At 53.8% G+C, this 18,466-nt stretch carries 17 protein-coding genes, 1 tRNA gene and 1 pseudogene; 9 read left to right on the top strand and 10 right to left on the bottom strand.

Annotation, left to right across the window (positions count from 1 at the left end; genetic code table 11):
* Nucleotides 1-607: 607 nt before the first annotated feature.
* Nucleotides 608-1,243: a DUF2268 domain-containing protein gene (locus AB6V08_RS10300; protein ID WP_368542692.1), complete on the bottom strand. Its 636-nt coding sequence runs from the start codon at nucleotides 1,241-1,243 to the stop codon at nucleotides 608-610.
* 271 nt (nucleotides 1,244-1,514) lie between these two features.
* Here AB6V08_RS10300 and AB6V08_RS10305 point away from each other — a divergent pair, with 271 nt between their 5' ends.
* A complete protein-coding gene (locus tag AB6V08_RS10305; RefSeq protein WP_368542575.1) occupies nucleotides 1,515-1,826 on the top strand; it encodes a hypothetical protein in 312 nt (103 codons plus the stop codon).
* Nucleotides 1,827-1,901: 75 nt separating this feature from the next.
* Here AB6V08_RS10305 and AB6V08_RS10310 read toward each other — a convergent pair whose 3' ends face one another.
* Together AB6V08_RS10310 and AB6V08_RS10315 are read right to left on the bottom strand one after the other, a co-directional pair.
* Entirely contained in the window at nucleotides 1,902-2,678 is a 777-nt protein-coding gene (locus AB6V08_RS10310) for a phosphotransferase (protein ID WP_368542576.1), read from the bottom strand.
* 104 nt (nucleotides 2,679-2,782) lie between these two features.
* Nucleotides 2,783-3,352 (bottom strand): annotated as a pseudogene (locus AB6V08_RS10315) (MFS transporter); the annotation flags it as partial.
* 112 nt (nucleotides 3,353-3,464) lie between these two features.
* On the opposite strand from AB6V08_RS10315, the gene AB6V08_RS10320 reads away from it, so the two are divergent.
* A complete protein-coding gene (locus AB6V08_RS10320; RefSeq protein WP_368542577.1) occupies nucleotides 3,465-4,577 on the top strand; it encodes an acyltransferase family protein in 1,113 nt (370 codons plus the stop codon).
* 101 nt (nucleotides 4,578-4,678) lie between these two features.
* Here the strand turns inward: AB6V08_RS10320 and AB6V08_RS10325 are convergent.
* Nucleotides 4,679-4,755: transfer RNA gene (locus AB6V08_RS10325), tRNA-Arg, on the bottom strand.
* A 307-nt stretch (nucleotides 4,756-5,062) separates the two neighbouring features.
* Here AB6V08_RS10325 and AB6V08_RS10330 point away from each other — a divergent pair.
* The 3 genes from AB6V08_RS10330 (at nucleotide 5,063) to fimZ (ending at nucleotide 7,674) form a co-directional block, all read left to right on the top strand.
* Nucleotides 5,063-5,725, top strand: coding sequence for an EAL domain-containing protein (locus tag AB6V08_RS10330; RefSeq protein WP_368542693.1), 663 nt, complete (start codon nucleotides 5,063-5,065; stop codon nucleotides 5,723-5,725).
* Between the two features lie 24 nt (nucleotides 5,726-5,749).
* Nucleotides 5,750-6,466: a helix-turn-helix transcriptional regulator gene (locus AB6V08_RS10335; RefSeq protein ID WP_368542578.1), complete on the top strand. Its 717-nt coding sequence runs from the start codon at nucleotides 5,750-5,752 to the stop codon at nucleotides 6,464-6,466.
* A gap of 575 nt (nucleotides 6,467-7,041) precedes the next feature.
* Nucleotides 7,042-7,674 carry a fimbria biosynthesis transcriptional regulator FimZ gene (gene fimZ, locus AB6V08_RS10340; RefSeq protein ID WP_368542579.1) on the top strand — a complete coding sequence of 211 codons (633 nt, stop codon included), beginning with the start codon at nucleotides 7,042-7,044 and terminating at the stop codon, nucleotides 7,672-7,674.
* Nucleotides 7,675-7,725: 51 nt separating this feature from the next.
* Here fimZ and sfmF read toward each other — a convergent pair whose 3' ends face one another.
* The 6 genes from sfmF to fimA form a co-directional block, all read right to left on the bottom strand.
* On the bottom strand, nucleotides 7,726-8,250 hold the full coding sequence (gene sfmF, locus AB6V08_RS10345; protein WP_439649873.1) for a fimbria assembly protein: 525 nt from the start codon (nucleotides 8,248-8,250) through the stop codon (nucleotides 7,726-7,728).
* A 10-nt stretch (nucleotides 8,251-8,260) separates the two neighbouring features.
* Nucleotides 8,261-9,268: a type 1 fimbria D-mannose specific adhesin FimH gene (gene fimH / locus AB6V08_RS10350; protein WP_439649874.1), complete on the bottom strand. Its 1,008-nt coding sequence runs from the start codon at nucleotides 9,266-9,268 to the stop codon at nucleotides 8,261-8,263.
* A 10-nt stretch (nucleotides 9,269-9,278) separates the two neighbouring features.
* Complete coding sequence (locus AB6V08_RS10355; protein WP_368542580.1) at nucleotides 9,279-11,843, bottom strand: fimbrial biogenesis usher protein; 2,565 nt, start codon at nucleotides 11,841-11,843, stop codon at nucleotides 9,279-9,281.
* A 14-nt stretch (nucleotides 11,844-11,857) separates the two neighbouring features.
* Nucleotides 11,858-12,550 carry a type 1 fimbria chaperone FimC gene (fimC, locus tag AB6V08_RS10360; protein ID WP_368542581.1) on the bottom strand — a complete coding sequence of 231 codons (693 nt, stop codon included), beginning with the start codon at nucleotides 12,548-12,550 and terminating at the stop codon, nucleotides 11,858-11,860.
* Nucleotides 12,551-12,592: 42 nt separating this feature from the next.
* Entirely contained in the window at nucleotides 12,593-13,135 is a 543-nt protein-coding gene (fimI, locus tag AB6V08_RS10365; RefSeq protein ID WP_368542582.1) for a type 1 fimbrial protein subunit FimI, read from the bottom strand.
* Nucleotides 13,136-13,201: 66 nt separating this feature from the next.
* Nucleotides 13,202-13,765, bottom strand: a complete 564-nt coding sequence (gene fimA, locus AB6V08_RS10370; protein ID WP_368542583.1) for a type 1 fimbrial major subunit FimA — start codon at nucleotides 13,763-13,765, stop codon at nucleotides 13,202-13,204.
* A 309-nt stretch (nucleotides 13,766-14,074) separates the two neighbouring features.
* Here fimA and folD point away from each other — a divergent pair, with 309 nt between their 5' ends.
* From folD to malI, 4 genes are all read left to right on the top strand, one after another.
* Entirely contained in the window at nucleotides 14,075-14,941 is an 867-nt protein-coding gene (gene folD / locus AB6V08_RS10375; RefSeq protein WP_112011366.1) for a bifunctional methylenetetrahydrofolate dehydrogenase/methenyltetrahydrofolate cyclohydrolase FolD, read from the top strand.
* 1 nt (nucleotide 14,942) lies between these two features.
* Nucleotides 14,943-15,155 carry a ribosome-associated protein YbcJ gene (gene ybcJ / locus AB6V08_RS10380; RefSeq protein ID WP_004143016.1) on the top strand — a complete coding sequence of 71 codons (213 nt, stop codon included), beginning with the start codon at nucleotides 14,943-14,945 and terminating at the stop codon, nucleotides 15,153-15,155.
* Nucleotides 15,156-15,809: 654 nt separating this feature from the next.
* Complete coding sequence (locus AB6V08_RS10385) at nucleotides 15,810-17,309, top strand: PTS transporter subunit EIIC (protein WP_368542584.1); 1,500 nt, start codon at nucleotides 15,810-15,812, stop codon at nucleotides 17,307-17,309.
* Nucleotides 17,310-17,392: 83 nt separating this feature from the next.
* Nucleotides 17,393-18,409 carry a Mal regulon transcriptional regulator MalI gene (gene malI, locus AB6V08_RS10390; RefSeq protein WP_368542585.1) on the top strand — a complete coding sequence of 339 codons (1,017 nt, stop codon included), beginning with the start codon at nucleotides 17,393-17,395 and terminating at the stop codon, nucleotides 18,407-18,409.
* Nucleotides 18,410-18,466: the final 57 nt, after the last annotated feature.

Here is an 18,466-nt window from a genome sequence, read left to right on the forward strand (position 1 = left end):
CAGGTAGAAATTTTGGCACTAATAACCAATTGAATAATATCGGTGAAGGATCTCAGGATATCCCGTTTGCATTACAGCATTACATTATTCCTGCCCCCAAACGAAGCCTCTATGCAGGTAAACTTTATTGGATTCTTCATGCAACAGTTACGAGTAATTAATGCATTTAAACCGGATCTATTAAATTTACGTCTGACTTACTATGCCATTAAAGCATTATGGACATGGGTTTAATAATTCGCTGATTCGGACATGATTAAAGAATCGTCGCCAACCTTTGGAAAAAGCAAAAGAGTTAGCAGTGTCAGCGGCTACGCTTTTTGACATTAGCTTTGCTACGGGATAAGTTTCTTTAGGTCAAACTCACCGAAATCAATCTGAAGAGAGCGATTTACTTCACCCAGTCTTCCAGCACCATACCCCGGCGCCCGCTCAAAATCTCTTGTATTGTTTGTCACCAGCAGCGCACTGGCGGTAGGGAGATACTGATTGATAAATATCGGGCACAAGCTCTGCGGCTGGATGCAGCTATGAGCGAAGAGCGGAATGTACTACTTTTTCTAATGCTCAAAATATTGAGCTCGATGATAATTAAGCATCTGCTCTTTCAAATAAATCCCCTGAAGTCTTCTGCATTTATGTTCGCCAGCGTTGAAGCCTTCGAATGTGGGAATGTTGTAAGGTATCTGGAAACCAAGCTGAATCCTACGGTATACCCCAACCATCTGGGTAAACTCCCTGCGCCGAAAAACCATTCATTATGGTCGTAATCAGTGCGATGCCAGTTTTCATTTATTAGTGAACTATAGTGCTGAACAACATCTGATTTAAGGCTTTCCCATGGCTCAGGTTCGCCTCCTAAAAGCTCAAGAGAAAAGTGCCCAGCAAGCCCTTCCGACACCATCACTTCTCCCAAAGTTAAACCGTATCCCGGCCCAGCCCACCTCGCCGCATGGTGTAGTTCATGTGCAAACATCCGTTCAAGGGATTGCGCCTCATTCTTGTAGAATGCGGGATTATCAGGATCAACAGTCAAATACACAACGCCAACCTCCGGACAAAATCCGAGATGCCCTTTTTCCGGGATAACAAATTTACCCGCTTTAATCACAACATCCAGCTCAGGGATCTGCATCACCCTTATGGCTCGTTCGTATGTACCAGCCAGGCTTTTATGAAGCCATTCACAGTGAGTGGTTAGTTTTTTTTGAGCATTCAGAAAATGGAGGGTCATTTGAGACATTATGATTCCACCTGGAAGGTCAATTAATAACCACATGTTAACAGAAATAATCTCTGGGTATTGTATTGCTGAGTGGTACTGGACCGAGGCTTTCATCTTCAACATCTGCTCCTGGCACAAAGCGGACAAAAAAACACCCGACCTCCCCCAAAAAAAACAAAACAACCGACCGAAGCAATCGACGTCGACTAATAGGAAAATGGCCTTAAGTCACACTGAGCGCCCCTGCGGTGATAAGGTTATCCCTACATCAACACAAGAGGGAAAGCTAATGATTGTCAGAACCTGGCACGGTTGTGTTCCGCTTGAGCATGCGGAAGGCTTTGCGAAGCACCTTGAGAAAACGGGAGTTGACCATTCCAGGAGCATACCGGGAAATAAAGGCGCGTTCGTTCGCAGGGAGACGCAGGATAGCTGGGAGCATTTTTTCCTGGCGACCTACTGGCAGGATCTCGAGTCGGTAAAGGCGTTTGCCGGGGAAAATTATCACGTAGCCGTCACCTATCCTGATGACGAAGAATTTGAGCTCCTCTCCGATCCTTACGTTTTCCAGCATGTTGTTGAGGATTTCTCCCCGCTGTAATTTCGCTTTCGGAGTTACCGGGTGGTAACTCCGAATGTTCATTACTCCGCATCAGCGTCGCTCTTCCGGCGCCCATCAAATCATCCCCACCACGGCGTCCAGCCAGCCGGGAAGATGCTCTTTATACCAGCCCTGATATAGCGAAAAAGCCGCCTTTTCCCGCGCGTCGAGCAGCACGATCACTTCGGTGACAATCCATGCTTTCGCCAGCGCAATTTCTCGTGCCAGCGCACCAGGGTCGGAATGACCCGTTAACCGGCAGTAGCGTTCCGCAAGGTCGACAAACATCGGCTGCGTACCCATGCCCTTGATAAGGGGCGCCAGATCGATAGCCTGGCTACCCGTACCGAACCTTTCCCAGTCGAACAGCACCAGCTCTCCGCTCTCCCTCCGCCCCCAATTTCCGGCGTTGCTGTCGCCGGAAATCAGCCCCGGGTAGCTAAACAGACTATCGCTGTGTTGCTGGAAAAAACGCAGTTGGCGGGCGCTAATCTCCGGTAACTGCAGGAGACTAAGGGATTTTTCCAGCGCCAGCGCTGGCCACGAATGCGGATGGTAAAGCCACTGAGGATGGGGCGGATAGCGGTGCAGGCGACCGAGCATCGCTAATGCCTCATCGCTCGCGACATCTGCCTGCTCCAGCGGGTGAGGGATAAACTCCAGCCTTAACTTTCGCAGAGGAACGTCGAGGAAGATAAGCGCTGGGGTGTTAATCCCCGCCAGCTTAAGCTCCGGGGCGACGTGCTGATAAAAAGCCCTTTCCACCGCGCTGACGGGGTGCTTTTCAATAACCTGCTGGCCGCTCAGCACGACGCTCGCCGCGCCCATTCTGGATAAATCCCTGTCAGACATGCCTTTTCCTTCTTTGAAATGGACGGTAAGTTTTATTTCCCGGTCATGCAATGATCAATCGGGATAATAAAAAAATATCCGATGAGAGAAAAAATGCCCGCGGGTCATCCAAGGGTTTTCTGAAACGGGCGGCAAATCAGTACCATTGCTACGGCGCTGCACAATGGAAACAACGTCAGAAGCATCCAAGGGTAAAGGGCCTGCGTTGCGGGGATGAGCGCGTTATCAAGCAGTCGACCAAACGCCATATTCCCAGCAAGCACCGCGATGCCTCCGGCGGTAGCGAGTGCGCCGTAGTGCGCGCCCATCGTCGACTCCTCGGCAAAGCGAGGGATCAGATCCTTTGCCGCAGGCACCAGTAGCATCTGCCCCAGCGTCAGCAGCGTCACCATGCAGATAGATGGCAGAAGACGCAGCCAGCCTTCCGGCGCGGGCGAGGCGGCAAACAATGCCACGCTGGCAAAGGCTGCGGAGAGAAGTAAAAAAACCGCCGGGAGGATCCTGATCGCGACTTTTCGGCGGGCGAAACGCGCGAGCGGAAGCTGCAGGGTAATGATCAGAAGCGAGGCCAGCATAAAAAGCGGCCCGAGATCTTTCTCGCTGCCGCCTGAGCGCTAGATCTCCACCGGAAGCGCCAGATAGAGCTGGTTATAGCTCAGCAGCCACGAGCTTAAAGGCCACGCAATGAGAGATGGTTTAAGGGCGTTATCACTGTGCAGGTCGATCGAGCGCTTCTTGAATGATAAACTTAAGATCTCTCCGAATTTAACGATTAATGTAGGTTTCATGCAAAAGAAGATTGATTTTATAGATGCGCTAAGGGGTATAGCTGCATTTTACGTCGTTTTGTACCACATAGGACATGTGACATGGCCTGCTTTCAACCCTCCGTCATTCATTTTGCCGATAATTAACAATGGCGGCTCTGGGGTCATCTTGTTCTTTGTGTTGAGCGCTTTTACGCTTTGTATGTCAATGGATTCGCGCTCTGCCACAGAAACCAAACATGTAAGGAACTACTTTATCCGTAGGTTCTTTAGGATTGCACCTCTTTTCTACTTTATACTTGCGGTTTCCATAATACGAAATATATACATATTCAATGTTGTGAACACGCCACAGGACATAATGAACAATATCCTTTTTATCTTCAATTTTATTCCGGGCAAACAAAGCAGCATTGCATGGGCTGGGTGGACAATTGGGGTTGAAATGGCCTTCTATGTTGTATTCCCAATCATCTATAAATACTCCAAAACCTTATTAAGCTCTGTTTTAGTTCTTGGAGTAGCTTTAATTTTCAGAGAAATAATTAAACAAGTGTTGCTAAGTCAAATGGGTGATAATCAAGCCACCTTATTATTCTATAATACAACAGTCGTACGCCATGCTCCGGCATTCATTATCGGAATGATTACCTACAATGTTTACAAAGATGCCATGACCTCTGGATGGTTAAGTCGGTCAAAAGGAATGGCAATGGTGTTGATAAGTATCATTTCTTTCCTGGTTGTGTGCTACAACAATAATTTCGTTGAAAAAAATTATGATGCTAACCTTATTAAGGCCACCATATTTTCCATACTTATCATTGGACTACTGGCATTTAGGCCAAAAGCAATCGTAAACAACTTTTCAATTTTCTCAGGAAAAATAAGTTACTCAATGTATCTTGTCCATCCAACCGTTGTTTATTTATTGTCTCCTGTTACATGGTGGATTAAGAATAGTGTTGGCAATGAATACATTTCTTACCTGTTATTATGCGTAACCACATTTGGTGTCGTTTATGGTATAGCCACAATTACGTATAAAACTATTGAGGCATTTGGAAACAGGACAGGCAAGCGACTTATTAATTATCTGGAAGGCCGGTCGTCAGGTCGAGCCATCGCTTAATCATGAGAAAGATGCCGCCTCTGTGCGGCACTTCTTTGGTTACAACTACCGCCACGGCAAACATAAGGAGTTAATGAACGCTAGTCAGTGTACAGCTGAGATGGCACGCCCTGTAGGATTCGAACCTACGACCTACGGCTTAGAAGGCCGTTGCTCTATCCAACTGAGCTAAGGGCGCACTGAGAAGAGTGAACTTCGCGGTGGTGAAATGCGTGGAATTATACGGTCAATGGCAGGTGAGTCAATGCCTTTTGGCAGGATTGCCCCTCTTCTCTGCCAATCCCCGCTACCTGACTGTAAATACGTCTGTTTTTTCAACATTTGTGCGCATTCTGTTACCGATTTCATCGCTGCGAAAAGGCTTAGCCGCATTTAAGTAACGCCTGCTGTTTTCCTCTGTTTCCCGTCGTCACACTATGTCCAGGACAGACAGACAACAGGACAACGGAGTGACAACGCAAAACCAGACATATCTTCCCTCTCGCTTGCAGCAGCTTTCTCACGACATCATCGGTATCAAACTGGAACCCATCGTTGATCTCTCCACTTCTCGTACCCTTGGGGCAGAAGTGCTGAGCGTGCTCACATCACACCAGCAAAATGAACGCTTTTTCAGCGATCAATCCGCCGCTCAGTCGCTTATGCTGCTTGAAGCGCAACTTGCCACGCTTAAAAACGTCCATAGCGTCAGTAACCTTTTTATCAATCTGCCGATAACCGTATTAACGGTAAGCGAACTGTTTCAGCGGCTTCTGCACGTAAAAAGCCCGCCGCTGAATATTGAGCTGGTTGAGCCGGCCTCTTTTTTCAGCCTGTCGGCGGGGCTCCGCGAATGCGTGACCCAGCGCCTGCAGCTGTTAACGATGCAGGGTCACCGCCTTTGGCTGGATGATGTTGATGAAGCATTAATCCGGCCTTTTTTATCCTGCCAGCTACCCTTATGCGGCATCAAAATCGATAAGGACGCATTCTGGCGGTTACGCGCCACCTCCGCGCTTGCTGCACTGGTGGGGCTTTGCTCGCAGGTTGCCGGGCAAGTGCTTATTGAAGGCATTGAGACAGAGCAGGATCGCGCATACGCGCTCCAGGCAGGAGCAGGGCTGGGCCAGGGGTATTTATGGCCATCCTGGTATTGGCCGGAGGTGTAATCCGTCATCGCCGAGAGGGAAGCTATGCGAATGACCGTACGCCGTTACCGGCGGCGTAGAACAGGAAGTGATTCGCTGGGATTTGCACAGTCGCCGTATCCTCCCCCTTTCTTCGACCGCCTCGAGTATTTGAGTCAGTCTATAAATCAGACACGTAAAACGGATGCCCCCTTTCTCGTTCTGGTCACGCAGGATAACTTTCTGCGCACGGGTTTTTTGCAGGGGGAGGCGCCCCTTAATCAGTGCCTTGACTGTGAAACGCTGGAAGAGGCATTTAGCGCCCTACATCACTGGCCTACGGCCAGACTGCTGGTCGATACCGACAGCCGCGCCATCACGCTTATCGATATGCTGGACAAGCTTCGAAGGCAGAGCCTCTATGCCCCCTTTCTCACCCCGCACCTGCTGATCGGGGCTAAAAACCACGACGCCCGCCTTTTTTGCGCGGCGGCGGGCCCCTTTCACCTTCTGGAACGCCAGCTTCCCGCCCAGGCCATACGGCAAGGGCTTCTTGAGGCGCATCCGTTTCCCCACAGCAATAAGGCATGGTTCTCCCGCAACGAGTGGCCCGTGATTCAGCTTTTATCTCAGGGAAAGTCGCTGCGGGAAATTGCGCTGCTCCAGAATCGCCCCTACAGCCGCATCATCTATCGTCTGGGATGCATCCTAAAAAAGCTTGGGCTGAATCATCGCCAGGAGCTTTTGCACCTGCTGAATAATTTTTCAGAATTTACATTTTAACTTAGCAACTAACTGCTTAATTCCTAAAGACCTTTAAGAATTTTCTTACTAATTTTGTTAAATTAATGTTTAATTTAACAAAATATGCGAAATTACAACTATTCCTAATTGATCTAACCGTTCACATCAGGAACACCCATCCCATTTTTCACGTTTTATTAATTAACAAATGATCAACATATAGCGCTATATGTTATTTTTTGTTATTACATGAAGATGATAAATTGCAGTAAATGGAATAGAGGGATAATTCAACCAAATTTAAAATAATACCTCTGAGGATCCAGAAGATAATACATGAGAATAAGTTGTAAATAATTTACAGGCTTTTCGGAGAAAACTTACACGGTATAATAAGATGTGTTTCAAAGATGAATAAGAAAACACTTTTTTGTCACCGCCATTTGCACTAATTAATTGTCAAATGGCACTGTTTTTATCGCTACGTTAACAAGGATGCTTTCGCTCTTCCAGGGAATTACTACCGTATAAGGATCTGCATAATTATCCTTCCGGCATTTCGTGAGTTTTTACAAAACTCAGCATAACGCGTTTAACAATCTGAGGCATAACAAATGAAACCGGCATCCGTTATCATTATGGACGAACACCCTATCGTCAGAATGTCGATAGAAGTCCTGCTACAGAAAAATAAAAACATCGTGGTCAAACTGAAATCAGGCGACAGCCATGAGGTTCTTGACTGCATCCGCAACCACCCTATCGATCTGGTGATCCTGGATATCGAACTCTCCGGCACCGACGGTTTTACATTACTTAAGAGAATCAGGAACTTAAATAAAGACATTAAGGTTCTGTTCCTCTCATCAAAATCAGAAGCATTTTATGCCGGACGCGCTATTCGCGCAGGCGCCAATGGTTTTGTCAGTAAACGAAAAGATTTAGGCGAGATCTATAATGCCGTTGAAATGTTACTGACGGGCTATTCCTTTTTCCCGACGGAAACCTTGAGCTTTATAAATCACATTGGGACAGGTAAAGGAATGCCGATGGATATGCCATTATCAAACCGCGAAGTAACGGTACTGCGCTATCTGGCAAACGGTATGTCAAATAAAGAAATCGCCGAGCAGTTGTTGTTAAGTAACAAAACAATAAGTGCTCATAAATCCAATATTTATTCCAAGCTGGGCGTGCAGAGCATCGTTGAGTTAATTGATTATGCGAAAGCCCACGAACTGCTATAACCTGAATTCACTCCCTGCAACTTATATGAGTTGCAGGGAGTGCGGTCAGCCCTAATTATAATTAATCATGAAGGTCGCATCGGCATCAGCCTTACCCGGCTGCGGGTTATCTGCCGTCGCAATATAATTTGCGTAAAACGCCAGCTCCGCATTTCCCTGCGCATCCACCGTCACCGTCTGGCTCGCCTGCTGCAATGGCAGACGCGTCTTGTCGCGGTCGCGGATCTCCACCGCCACGCTGCTCGCCTGACTCGTATCATTGAGCGCCAGCAGGCTGCTGTCGCTGCCGTCCGGTTTGCCGGAAAACGTAATCGACGCCGCGCCGGGCGGACATCCGGTCAGCTTGAGCGTGAAGGGCATCGCCTGCGTCCGGCTGCCGGCGGTCTTGAGCTGCCTGGTCGGCCAGGTGCCCAGCGTCACGGTTTTATCGCTGTCGCTGCCCTCGGCCACGCAGGTGAAGTCCACAATGTGGCCATACAGCTCAATGTTGATCTCCCCGAGCGCCGTGGCGGCGTGGGCGTTCACGTTCGCCATCGCCAGCGTCGCCAGCAGCAGTGGTTTACTCCAGATCCGCATCGCGCCTCCCTTATTCATAGTCCACGCGCAAATAGCCGCGAGAGGTAAAACGCCCTTCCGCAGGCTTATTCCCCGTAATGCTCACCGGCCAGGCCCTGATCGCCACCTGCGCCTGCGCGCTATCGTCCAGACGGAACGGAATTTTGCTGGTCAGGTTGTTGGGCGTCAGCGGCGTACCGCTTTGGGTGGCTACCACAAACCCCAGGTCCGGGTTATCGGACACCAGCGCGTTGCCGGAGACTTGCTCCGCTTCAATACGCATCGTCAGATAGGCGTTAGCCTCCACGTTGGTGCATTTGATGGCGATGGATTTGGTCTGGGGCGAGACTCTGTCCGGTCGGTTGCCGGCGCCGGCCTGGCTGAACAGCGAAGCCCCGATCTCGCCAAAATCAAACTCCACGACCTTACCGGCGTTGATTTCACAGCTTTGCGGCACCTGAATCGTCCCGCTGTAGCTGATGGTGTACACCGGCGTGCTGAGCGGATCGCCAGAGGTGGTGGTGACGTAGACCTTAAACATCGTCTGCCGCGGGATCACCACCATATTGATGAACCGCCGCGTCACGCGAAGGCGGAAGACCAGCTTCGAATCCGTGACCGGAAAGGCTTTGTTGTTCGGCACGTTTGGGTGCTGCCCCATCTGGATGTAGTTCGCCGGCGGGTAGAACGTCCCGGCGAAGTCATCGTGGATTTGCATCGCGCCATCCAGATAATCGTTGAGCTTCACGTACTTGTAGCTGTCGATCTCGGTGGTAACGGGCAAATCGGTCACGTAGCTACGCATGGTCGTTTTGCCGGAAGTGCCCTTCGGGCAGATAGCGTAAACCCCCACCAGACCGGACTTTTGCGCCAGGGTGACAATCTGCCCTGGCTTGTTGTTGGAGCTGTCGAAGACGTTGGAGAGGTCGTAAGAAATGTCTTTCGCCACGCCGTCCGCGTTCTGACACACCGTCGCCCACGCGGGCAGCGCGCCGCACAGCAGCGCAGCGCCTAACAGAGTGCGGGGAAATCTCATCATTCGGTTCCTGTTATCGTTCACAGCGTGCTCCTGCCATCGTAATGGCCTGGCTCTCGCTTTCAGGCGGTAAACGGTAGTGCGCGCGGCACTGGGACTGCATCCCCTCGCCCCACTGGATCAGCAGCTCGCCCTCGAGCGGCAGACCGCTCAGGTAAATCTGCCCGTCGTCTCCCACCATGCTGGTCACGCCGCTTTGGGTTTCACGCACCACCGCGCCAAACGGCACCGGCTGCGCGCCGCGTTTTACCGTCAGCAGCGCGCGCACGCCGATGCGGGCATCGAAGCTGGCGCGGACCAGCGCGCCTTTGGTCGGCACAACGCTGCTGACGTTATTTTCGATATCGGTGTTGTTGCTCATGGTGTTGGTGTCCAGCGCGATACGGTTGTAGCGATACACCGTGGCGTAAGGCATCACCGCGTAGCCCCGCCAGTCGGTTTTCACCCCGGTCTGGTTTTCGACGCTGACGCCGGAGGCGCCAGGGGCTTTAATCAGCACGTTGGTGTCCCCCAGCGGCTGGCTGAAGGTGACGCCGTTTTCATGCCCCACGACCCCGCCGGAAAGCTGCCAGTTGAGATCGTGCTGATCCCGCGCGTAGTTGTAGCCCACGCCGAGCGTGCCGTAGGTGGCCTGCCAGTTGGCGCTGGCGCTGCCGCTGCTGCCATTATTGCTGGTATGGCCCTGCGTCACGCTGTAGTTCAGGTTGCGATCGTCCAGCAGCGTGCCGCTCACCCCGGTCTGCCAGCTGCTGTCGCCGTTGTTATTGCGGCTGGCAGAGGCGGTGGCGTAAGCGCGGTCGATGGCATTGTCGCGACGGTAGCCGTGGCGGGTAAACAGGCTGAACGGCACCGATACGTTGAACGACGCGATCCTGTCCGTACCCTCAATGCCCACCGCTTTGTTCCACGACCATGAAACGGAATAGTTAATCCCCTGCCATCCTCCGGCGTAGCCGAGCTGATACCAGACGTTCGATTCGCTGGTGCCCCAGTAGCTCTGCTGGCTGCCGGAGACATACAGCGATCCGTAATCGCCGAGAGACTGGGAGATATTGAGCTGGAAGCGCCCCTTCTTATTCCACGTCAGGTTGTGATAGCTCTGCACGTCCGGTACGCCGTCCTCATCCTTGCTGTCGCCGTACTGATAGCCTTCCATGGAACGCCAGGCCACGTCGTCGAGGGTGTAAAAGCCTTTGGTGGAGTAGCGATAGCCGAGCAGCTGGAAGTTGGTACCGAATCCGTTGAGGGATTTCGCGTAGAGGAAGCGCAAAGACTGCCCTTCGTGGCGGCTGTCGTCGGCAAGCTGGCTGCGGGCGTGGGTGATATCCAGCGATACCGCGCCCCAGTCGCCGAAGTTTTTTCCCGCGCCGATGGCCAGCGCGGTATAGCGCGAGGCGAGCTGCGTACCGCCGTAGAGCGTATAGCCGTCGGCCAGGCCCGCAATCAGCGTGCCCTGGGTAAAGAACGGCGTGTCCTGCTCGCTGTTCCCGCTGCGGTAATCCCCCGCCACCAGATCGTACTTCCAGCGACCCTCGCGCTGGAGCAGCGGAACGGTGGAATACGGCACGGTATAGCGCTGCTGGCTGCCGTCTTTTTCCTCAACCGTCACCTCCAGGTCACCGCTTGATGAGGTCGGGTTCAGGTCGGTAATGGCGAACGCGCCCGGCTGGACGTAGCTCTGGTAAATCACATAGCCGTTCTGGCGTATCACCACCTTGGCCGGCGTGCGGGCGATACCGCGCACGGTTGGCGCGTAGCCCTGAAGGCTGTCCGGGTACATGCTGTCGGAGGAGTAGAGCCGCCCGCCGCGAAAACCGACGCTGTCAAACACGTCGTTACCGGTGTTGCTGTCGCCCAGCACCAGCTCGCTCTTGAGCGGTATCACGGTGCGCTGCGCCCAGGTGCCAATATTTTCCCAACTGCTGTGCCTGTCGCCGTTGGTTTGCGTATAGCGCCACGCGCCGCTGTTGCGCAGACGCCAGGCCCCGTAGTTCAGGCCGCTTTGCAGATTCAGGTAGTAGCTGTCGTCGTCGCTGCCCCGGTTGCCGGTAAAGCTGTAGTTGAGCAGCGCGGCGGGGATCCCTTCGTCCCACTGGTCGGGCGGGATGTAGCCGCGCACGCTGTTTTGCATCGCCACCTGCGGCAGGCTGACGTTAAGGCGCAGGGAGGCAAAGTTAAAGACGACTTCGCTGCCGGGCAGCGCCTTCGTTAACGGAACGCAGGTATCGCCCTGGGCGTTCGCCAGTTCCGGAAACGCGGCAAAATTCACCCCGAAACGCTCAAGCATCGCGCGGGTGATACACGCCGAAAGCCCCCCGGCGACGGGCGGCGTTTTCTCGGTGGCCTGCTCAAAGCGCACGTCCTGGGTTCCAATAAATTCGTCGTTGCGCCAGATATCGACGCGGTAGATCCCCGGCGCCTGCTGATGGCCTTGCTCAAAGCGCGACAGATCCGCCACGCTTTGAGCGTCGTCTGACAAAAAGGCAGGGTTAAAATAACTTTCGCTCCGTCCGTCCAGCGGCCAGAGCGCCGCCATCAGCGCCAGAGCAACCGGGCAGTAACGCCATTGAGTTTTCATCGCCCTGACTCTGCTCACAGGTTAACGCTACGCGCCGGGGTAATGGCGCCGTAGTCATTGACGCTCTGCCAGGAGAGAGTGCCGCCCGCCGCTGCCGGGAGCGATTGCTGCGCCGAGCTTTTCGGGGCCACCATCAGGTTTTCCAGCGTCTGCCCGCCGAGCTTCATATTCACCAGGGTGATGTAGTACGGCGAAGCGTTGCTCACCTTGAGGTGATTTCCCGCCCGTTCAAAGCGCAGATGAGACAGCGCCTCTTCCGGCTGCATCGCCAGATTGCCCGGGCGCACGAACAGCTTGATACGCGACAAAATCGCCAGCTGCAGGACGTTGTTGCCCTCCAGATGCGCCTTGTTCACCGACGGGATCGCCTTCACGTTCATGAAAAACAGCGATTCGCGGTCGGCGGGCAGCGCTGGCCCGGCGTAAATAATGCGCAGGGTGTTTTCGCTGTCCGGCTCGCTGACAAACAGCGGCGGGGTCACGGCAAAGGTTTTTTCTTTTTGTCCGTTCGCGTTTTCAATCCACGCGTTAATTAAATACCGTTCCTGTTTATTGCTGTTGGTGATCGCCAGCGAGGTCTGTTTGGCATCCGCCGGATAAATAACGCGCGTCGCCCCCAGAGCGATACCGCCGGAGGCATTTGCCGATGCCGAAACCATCAGCAAAATAAGTGAGAAAATCAGTCCGGGTTTAAATAGGGTGCTCATCACAACAATACCTTTCGTTATTTGCTCGCAGGCCAGGGGGCATCAGGGATAAATCAACGTAAACCAGACATCCGACTGAATATTGCCTGGCACAAGATGTTCGGAAATAGCCCGATAGCGGGCGCTGAAATGAAATACCAGTTCGCTGGTATTAATGGGCAACCAGCTAACCGCCGTCGCGTTAGGGATAATCTGACGCTGCTGTTCGTCGAACAGCGCCAGCCCCACGCCGCTGCTGACGGGGTTTTCGCCAGGCCGGGAGGTCGCCATAAAGACCTGCGGATCTTCCGCGGGGGTCACACCCTGAAACTGAACGCCAACGAGGCGCGACACGTCCACGCTGCAATCAAGCAGCCGCACGGTGAACGGGACGTTGACGGTAGAAAAACTGCCCACGCCGGAAAACGCGTTAGTCCGGTACTGCCCCATGTCGATACGCATACTCTGGCTGTCCGGCGCCACGGCACATCCGCCGTTGACCAGCTCGCCTCTGATGTGAACTTTTCCGCCATCCACCACCACGGTATGCGCCACCGCTGAGGGTGCGCTAAAGAGGGCCAACAGCAGTATCCCGGTCCTTGTCATCCTTCGCTCCCGACATTCGCTAACAGGCCTCATCCCTGAGGCCGATAACCTCCCTGTTAAACAGGCTTATTCGTATTTCATTACGAAGGTAGCGTCCGCGTTCGCCTGGCCTGGCGCAGTGGTCGCCGCCGTGGATTTGTAGCGCGCGGTGAAGCTCAGGGTGTTGGTGCCTTCAATCAGGTTCTGCGCCGCAGAGAAGGTTGCACCGTCCGGGGTCAGCGTGGTGGATTTGCTGTCCAGAATTTCGATACCAACACCTTTCGCGGTGTTGTCGTTGCTGCCGGAGGTCACGGCCAGCAGAGTTTTGTCCGTTGCATCCAGCTGACCGGTGAAGGCTACGGCTGCGGTTTTAGCCACCAGCGGATCGCAGTCATTCAGAACGATGTTGAATGGAATATTGGACGTGGTGTCACCAATTTTGGTGAACTTAGCGGTACGGTACTGACCAAGATTAACCGTCTGCTCGGAAGATTCGGTATTTACTGAACAGGCCGCATTGACTAATTCACCTTTAAAATGAACAGTACCGCCATTTACGGAAACAGGTGTAGTGGTATCTTCTGCGTAAGCTGCGCCCGCAACCAGTGCCAGCGAAGCAATAACGGTAGAAGCAATTTTGCTGAATTTCATATCTATTCCTTTAAAATGTAAAATACCCTTCCCGTTGAAAATCGGGAATTAGAAATACATTCAATCGTGTAATTGAAGGCTTATTTCAGAGCCAACAAAGTAGCGCAGGAATAAATATTTAAATATGTAAAAACGCTGCGATTTAGCCAGGCTACGTCCTAATCATTCCTAGGAAATTGTCCATGCTAATCCAGTGGGTTTAGCTGCCGTTGTGGAAATCTCGCAATGGGTGACTGACAGCGGCGCTCGCTTCTGACAAAATATAGGCAATCCCCCCTTTCAAACGTTACAGACGGAATCATCTCTCTGATGGCAGCAAAGATTATTGACGGTAAAACGATTGCGCAGCAGGTGCGCTCTGAGGTTGCGGAAAAAGTGAAGGCGCGCACAGCGGCCGGAAAACGCGCTCCAGGGTTGGCTGTTGTGCTGGTTGGCAGCAACCCGGCCTCGCAGATTTATGTCGGCAGCAAGCGCAAAGCGTGCGAAGAAGTGGGCTTTGTCTCCCGCTCCTACGATCTGCCGGAAACCACCAGCGAAGCAGAACTGCTGGAACTTATTGACACCCTGAATGCCGATAAAGAGATCGACGGGATTCTGGTTCAGCTGCCGCTGCCTGCGGGCATCGACAACGTGAAGGTGCTGGAGCGTATCGCGCCGGACAAAGACGTCGACGGTTTCCACCCGTACAACGTAGGCCGCCTGTGCCAGCGCGCGCCGCGTCTTCGTCCATGTACCCCGCGCGGTATCGTGACCCTTCTCGAGCGTTACAACATCGACACCTACGGCCTGAACGCCGTGGTGATTGGCGCCTCCAACATCGTTGGCCGTCCGATGAGCATGGAGCTGCTGCTGGCGGGCTGCACCACCACCGTGACCCACCGCTTCACCAAAAACCTGCGCCACCACGTAGAGAACGCTGACCTGCTGATCGTGGCAGTCGGCAAGCCGGGCTTTATCCCTGGCGAGTGGATCAAAGAGGGCGCGATTGTCGTGGACGTCGGCATTAACCGTCTGGAAAACGGCAAAGTGGTCGGCGACGTGGTGTTTGAAGATGCCGCCGCGCGCGCGTCTTACATCACCCCGGTGCCGGGCGGCGTAGGCCCGATGACGGTCGCCACATTAATTCAGAATACCTTGCAGGCATGCGAGGAGTATCACGACGTAGAGGACGCGTAAGATGGCCACTTTTTCTTTAGGTAAACACCCGCACGTTGAGCTGTGCGATCTGCTGAAGCTGGAAGGCTGGAGCGAAAGCGGTGCGCAGGCCAAAATCGCCATTGCCGACGGGCTGGTGAAGGTCGACGGGGCGGTGGAAACCCGCAAGCGCTGCAAGATTGTTGCAGGGCAGACCGTGAGTTTTGAAGGTCAGAGCGTGACCGTGACGGCCTGAGCCCCTCTTAAAACCCTCTTCCCACGGGAGAGGGTTCCCCTCTGATGTTTATCCCTCGATGCGATTCGCGTTTTCATTGAACTAACAGGCTTACAGCGGCGCCCTGTTCCGGCTGAAAATCGCCGAAGCGTTTACGGAAGGCCGGGGCGACGCGCATGGATGCGCGTCGAGGGCGGCTTTACAGGGACGTTTCATCCGCCCGCCCCCGATTAGCCTGGAGCAAACGCTGAGGACATCGCGAAGCGACGATTTTCTTGCCGGGAGCCCGGGTTGTCAGGGCGGCGGCGACTGAGCCGCCCTGACACGTTCACAAGTGTTGTGATAACAGAGAAGCAGGGAACGTAAGGTGAACGGAACAACCACCCGAGCCGTATGTTCCCCCTCACCCCAACCCTCTCCCAAAGGGAGAGGGAGTTGTCCGTGCCCACAGTTTGTGTGGGGGATCTCTAAGCCCACCGGGCAAAACGTTTCAAATCCCCCATAACCATCACGGTTAATTATCGATCAACTTCAAATAATCACTATTTCATCTGCTCCAGGATGAAAATCTTGTTGCACGTTTTTCACGCTTTCCTCACGATAAGTAGAACGTTCTACTAAAACGTTCTACTTACAATAACGGCGCTTAAAAAGCGCTTCTCGGGGGAAATCAGCATGAGTCTGATATCAGGGTTTGTTAAATCGCTGTCTAAGTTATCGATGATTGGTCGCGCGTTAATGCTGCCAATTTCACTGCTTCCTGCCGCGGGCCTGCTGTTGGCCTTCGGGGATAAATTCCACCTGCCGCTGATGATGAACGCGGGCGGGGTTATTTTTGATAACCTCCCCATGCTGTTCGCCATCGGCTCTGCCGTGGGGCTGGCGTCTGAATCCGGGATTGCCGCGCTGTCGGCGGCGGTGTCGGTCTTTGTCACCAATATCACCATCAGTACCGTATTGAGCATCACCCCGGAGATGGCCTCTCAGGGCGGAAAATACGCGATGGTGGTCGGCATCCCGACCCTGCAAATGGGCGTCTTCGGCGGGCTTATCTGCGGCATTCTCGCCGCCTGGTGCTATAACCGCTTCCACACCATGCAGCTGCCGGAATTCCTCGGCTTCTTCTCGGGCAAGCGCTTTGTCGCCATTGCCACCGCATTTCTCTCCTTCGTGCTCGGCCTGCTGCTGCCGTACGTCTGGCAGCATATTCAGTCCGGCATCGACGCGCTTTCCGTGGTGGTGAACGGCGATAACCAGGCGGCCTCGACCTTTATCTTCGGCCTGGTTGAACGCGCCCTTATCCCGCTCGGCCTGCACCATATCTGGTATCCGTCGTTCTGGTACTCCTTCGGGGATTACACCACCCAGGCAGGCCAGGTTATTCACGGCGATCAGACCATCTGGTTCAAAATGCTGGAAGAGGGAGTGAAATCCTTCAGCAGCGACACCTACCAGAATGCCGGTAAGTTCATGCAGGGCGAGTTCCCGCTGATGCTGTTCGCGCTGCCTGCGGCCTGTCTGGCGATGTACCACGAAGCGCACACCAAAAATAAGAAAATCGCGGCGGGTATTCTGTTCTCCGCGGCGCTCACCTGCTTCCTGACCGGGATCACCGAGCCGGTTGAGTTCACCTTTATCTTCGTTGCGCCAATCCTGTACGTCTTTAACGCCATCATGGCGGGCCTCGCGTACATGACCATGTACCTGCTGCATGCCCATATCGCGAAATCCTTCTCCGCGGGCTTTATCGACTACCTGTCGTTCGGCATTCTGCCATCGTTTAACGGCTATCAGACCAACTTCCTGAGCGCCATTATTATTGGTATTCCGATGGCGCTGATTTACTACTTCACGTTCCGCTTCGTGATCCGTCGCTTCGACGTGAAAACGCCGGGCCGCACCGAGGTGACCGCCAACGCCAACGACAAAACCGACACCGAACTCGCGACCGAAATCATCGCCCTGCTCGGCGGCGCGCAGAATATCGACTCCGTCGGCTCGTGCATTACCCGTCTGCGTCTGGAAGTCGCGAAAAGCGATGAGGTGGATAAAGATGGCCTGAACGGGCTGGGCGCGCGCGGCGTGGTCTTCGTCGGCGACAACGGCATCCAGGTGATTTTCGGTGCAAGAGCACAGTTTATCGCCCAGACCATGTCCACCATGATCGGCAAATAATAAGATGCCGGAACGACACGTCTTCTGTACTCTGGAAGACGTGTTTTATCTGGCTGATAATCAGCAAATTTCAGGGAGCGGTTTTGAAGAAAGTCAGCATTATTGATGTGGCAAAGCAGGCGGGCGTGTCGGTTTCCACCGTGTCGCTGGTGCTGCGCCAGAAAGGGAAAATCTCAGAGGCAACGATTGAGAAAGTTCATGCTGCCATCAATACGCTTGGCTACGTTCACAACACCGCTGCCGCCAACCTTCGCGCCAACACCTCTAATCTCATCGGCCTGATCCTGCGCGATTTCAGCGACAGCTTTTCCATCAAGGTGATGGCGAGCATCGTTCAGGAGCTGGAAAAGCAAGGGTTTATGGTCTTTCTCGGCCAGCCGCTGAACGATCGTGACCATCTGGAGCGTACCCTGCTCTCCTTCAAACAGCAGGGCGTTGCCGGGGTCATTTATCTGGCCTCGGACACCCGAACCTCATCGCTACCCGCGCAGATCCGCGAGTGCCCGCTGCCGCTGGTGGTGGTGTCGCAGTCGCTGCTAAACGAGCCGTGCAACCTGGTAATGCGCGATAACCGCCAGGCGGCGAACCTTGCCACCCGCTATCTGATTGAGCGCGGCCACCGCAACATCGCCTACATTGGCGGACGCGAAGGCTGTCTTATCCGCGAGCAGCGCCTGCTCGGTTTTCACAGCGCGATGGCGCAATACGGGCTGGTCAACCGCGAAGAAGCCGCCCCCGCGTGCAGCGACGACACCCAGGCCGCAGGGGCGGTGACCCGCCAACTGCTTGAAAAGAACAACACCATCACCGCCCTGCTCTGCCACTCTCCGGATGCCATGATCGGCTCGATTTCAGGCATTCACCAGGTTGGGCGCACCGTCGGGAAAGACGTGTTTTTAACCCAGCAGGTCGCGCTGGTCGGGTTTGAAGATATGCTTCACGTCAATCTCACCTCCCCGTCGTTCACCTATGTCTCCTCTGCGAGCGAAGAGACCGGGCGTCAGGCGGCGGGTCTGATCATCCGCAAGCTGAAAGAGCCGGAGCTGCAAACGCAGCGGATTACGCTGTCCGGGCAGCTTATTGCGCGGGAGTCGGCGTGATAAAAGCAAAACGGCAACCGAGGTTGCCGTTTTTAATGTTTGCCCCCTCTCCCTGTG

Origin of the sequence: Enterobacter soli (assembly GCF_964208575.1) — a bacterium.
Taxonomy (GTDB): domain Bacteria; phylum Pseudomonadota; class Gammaproteobacteria; order Enterobacterales; family Enterobacteriaceae; genus Enterobacter; species Enterobacter soli_A.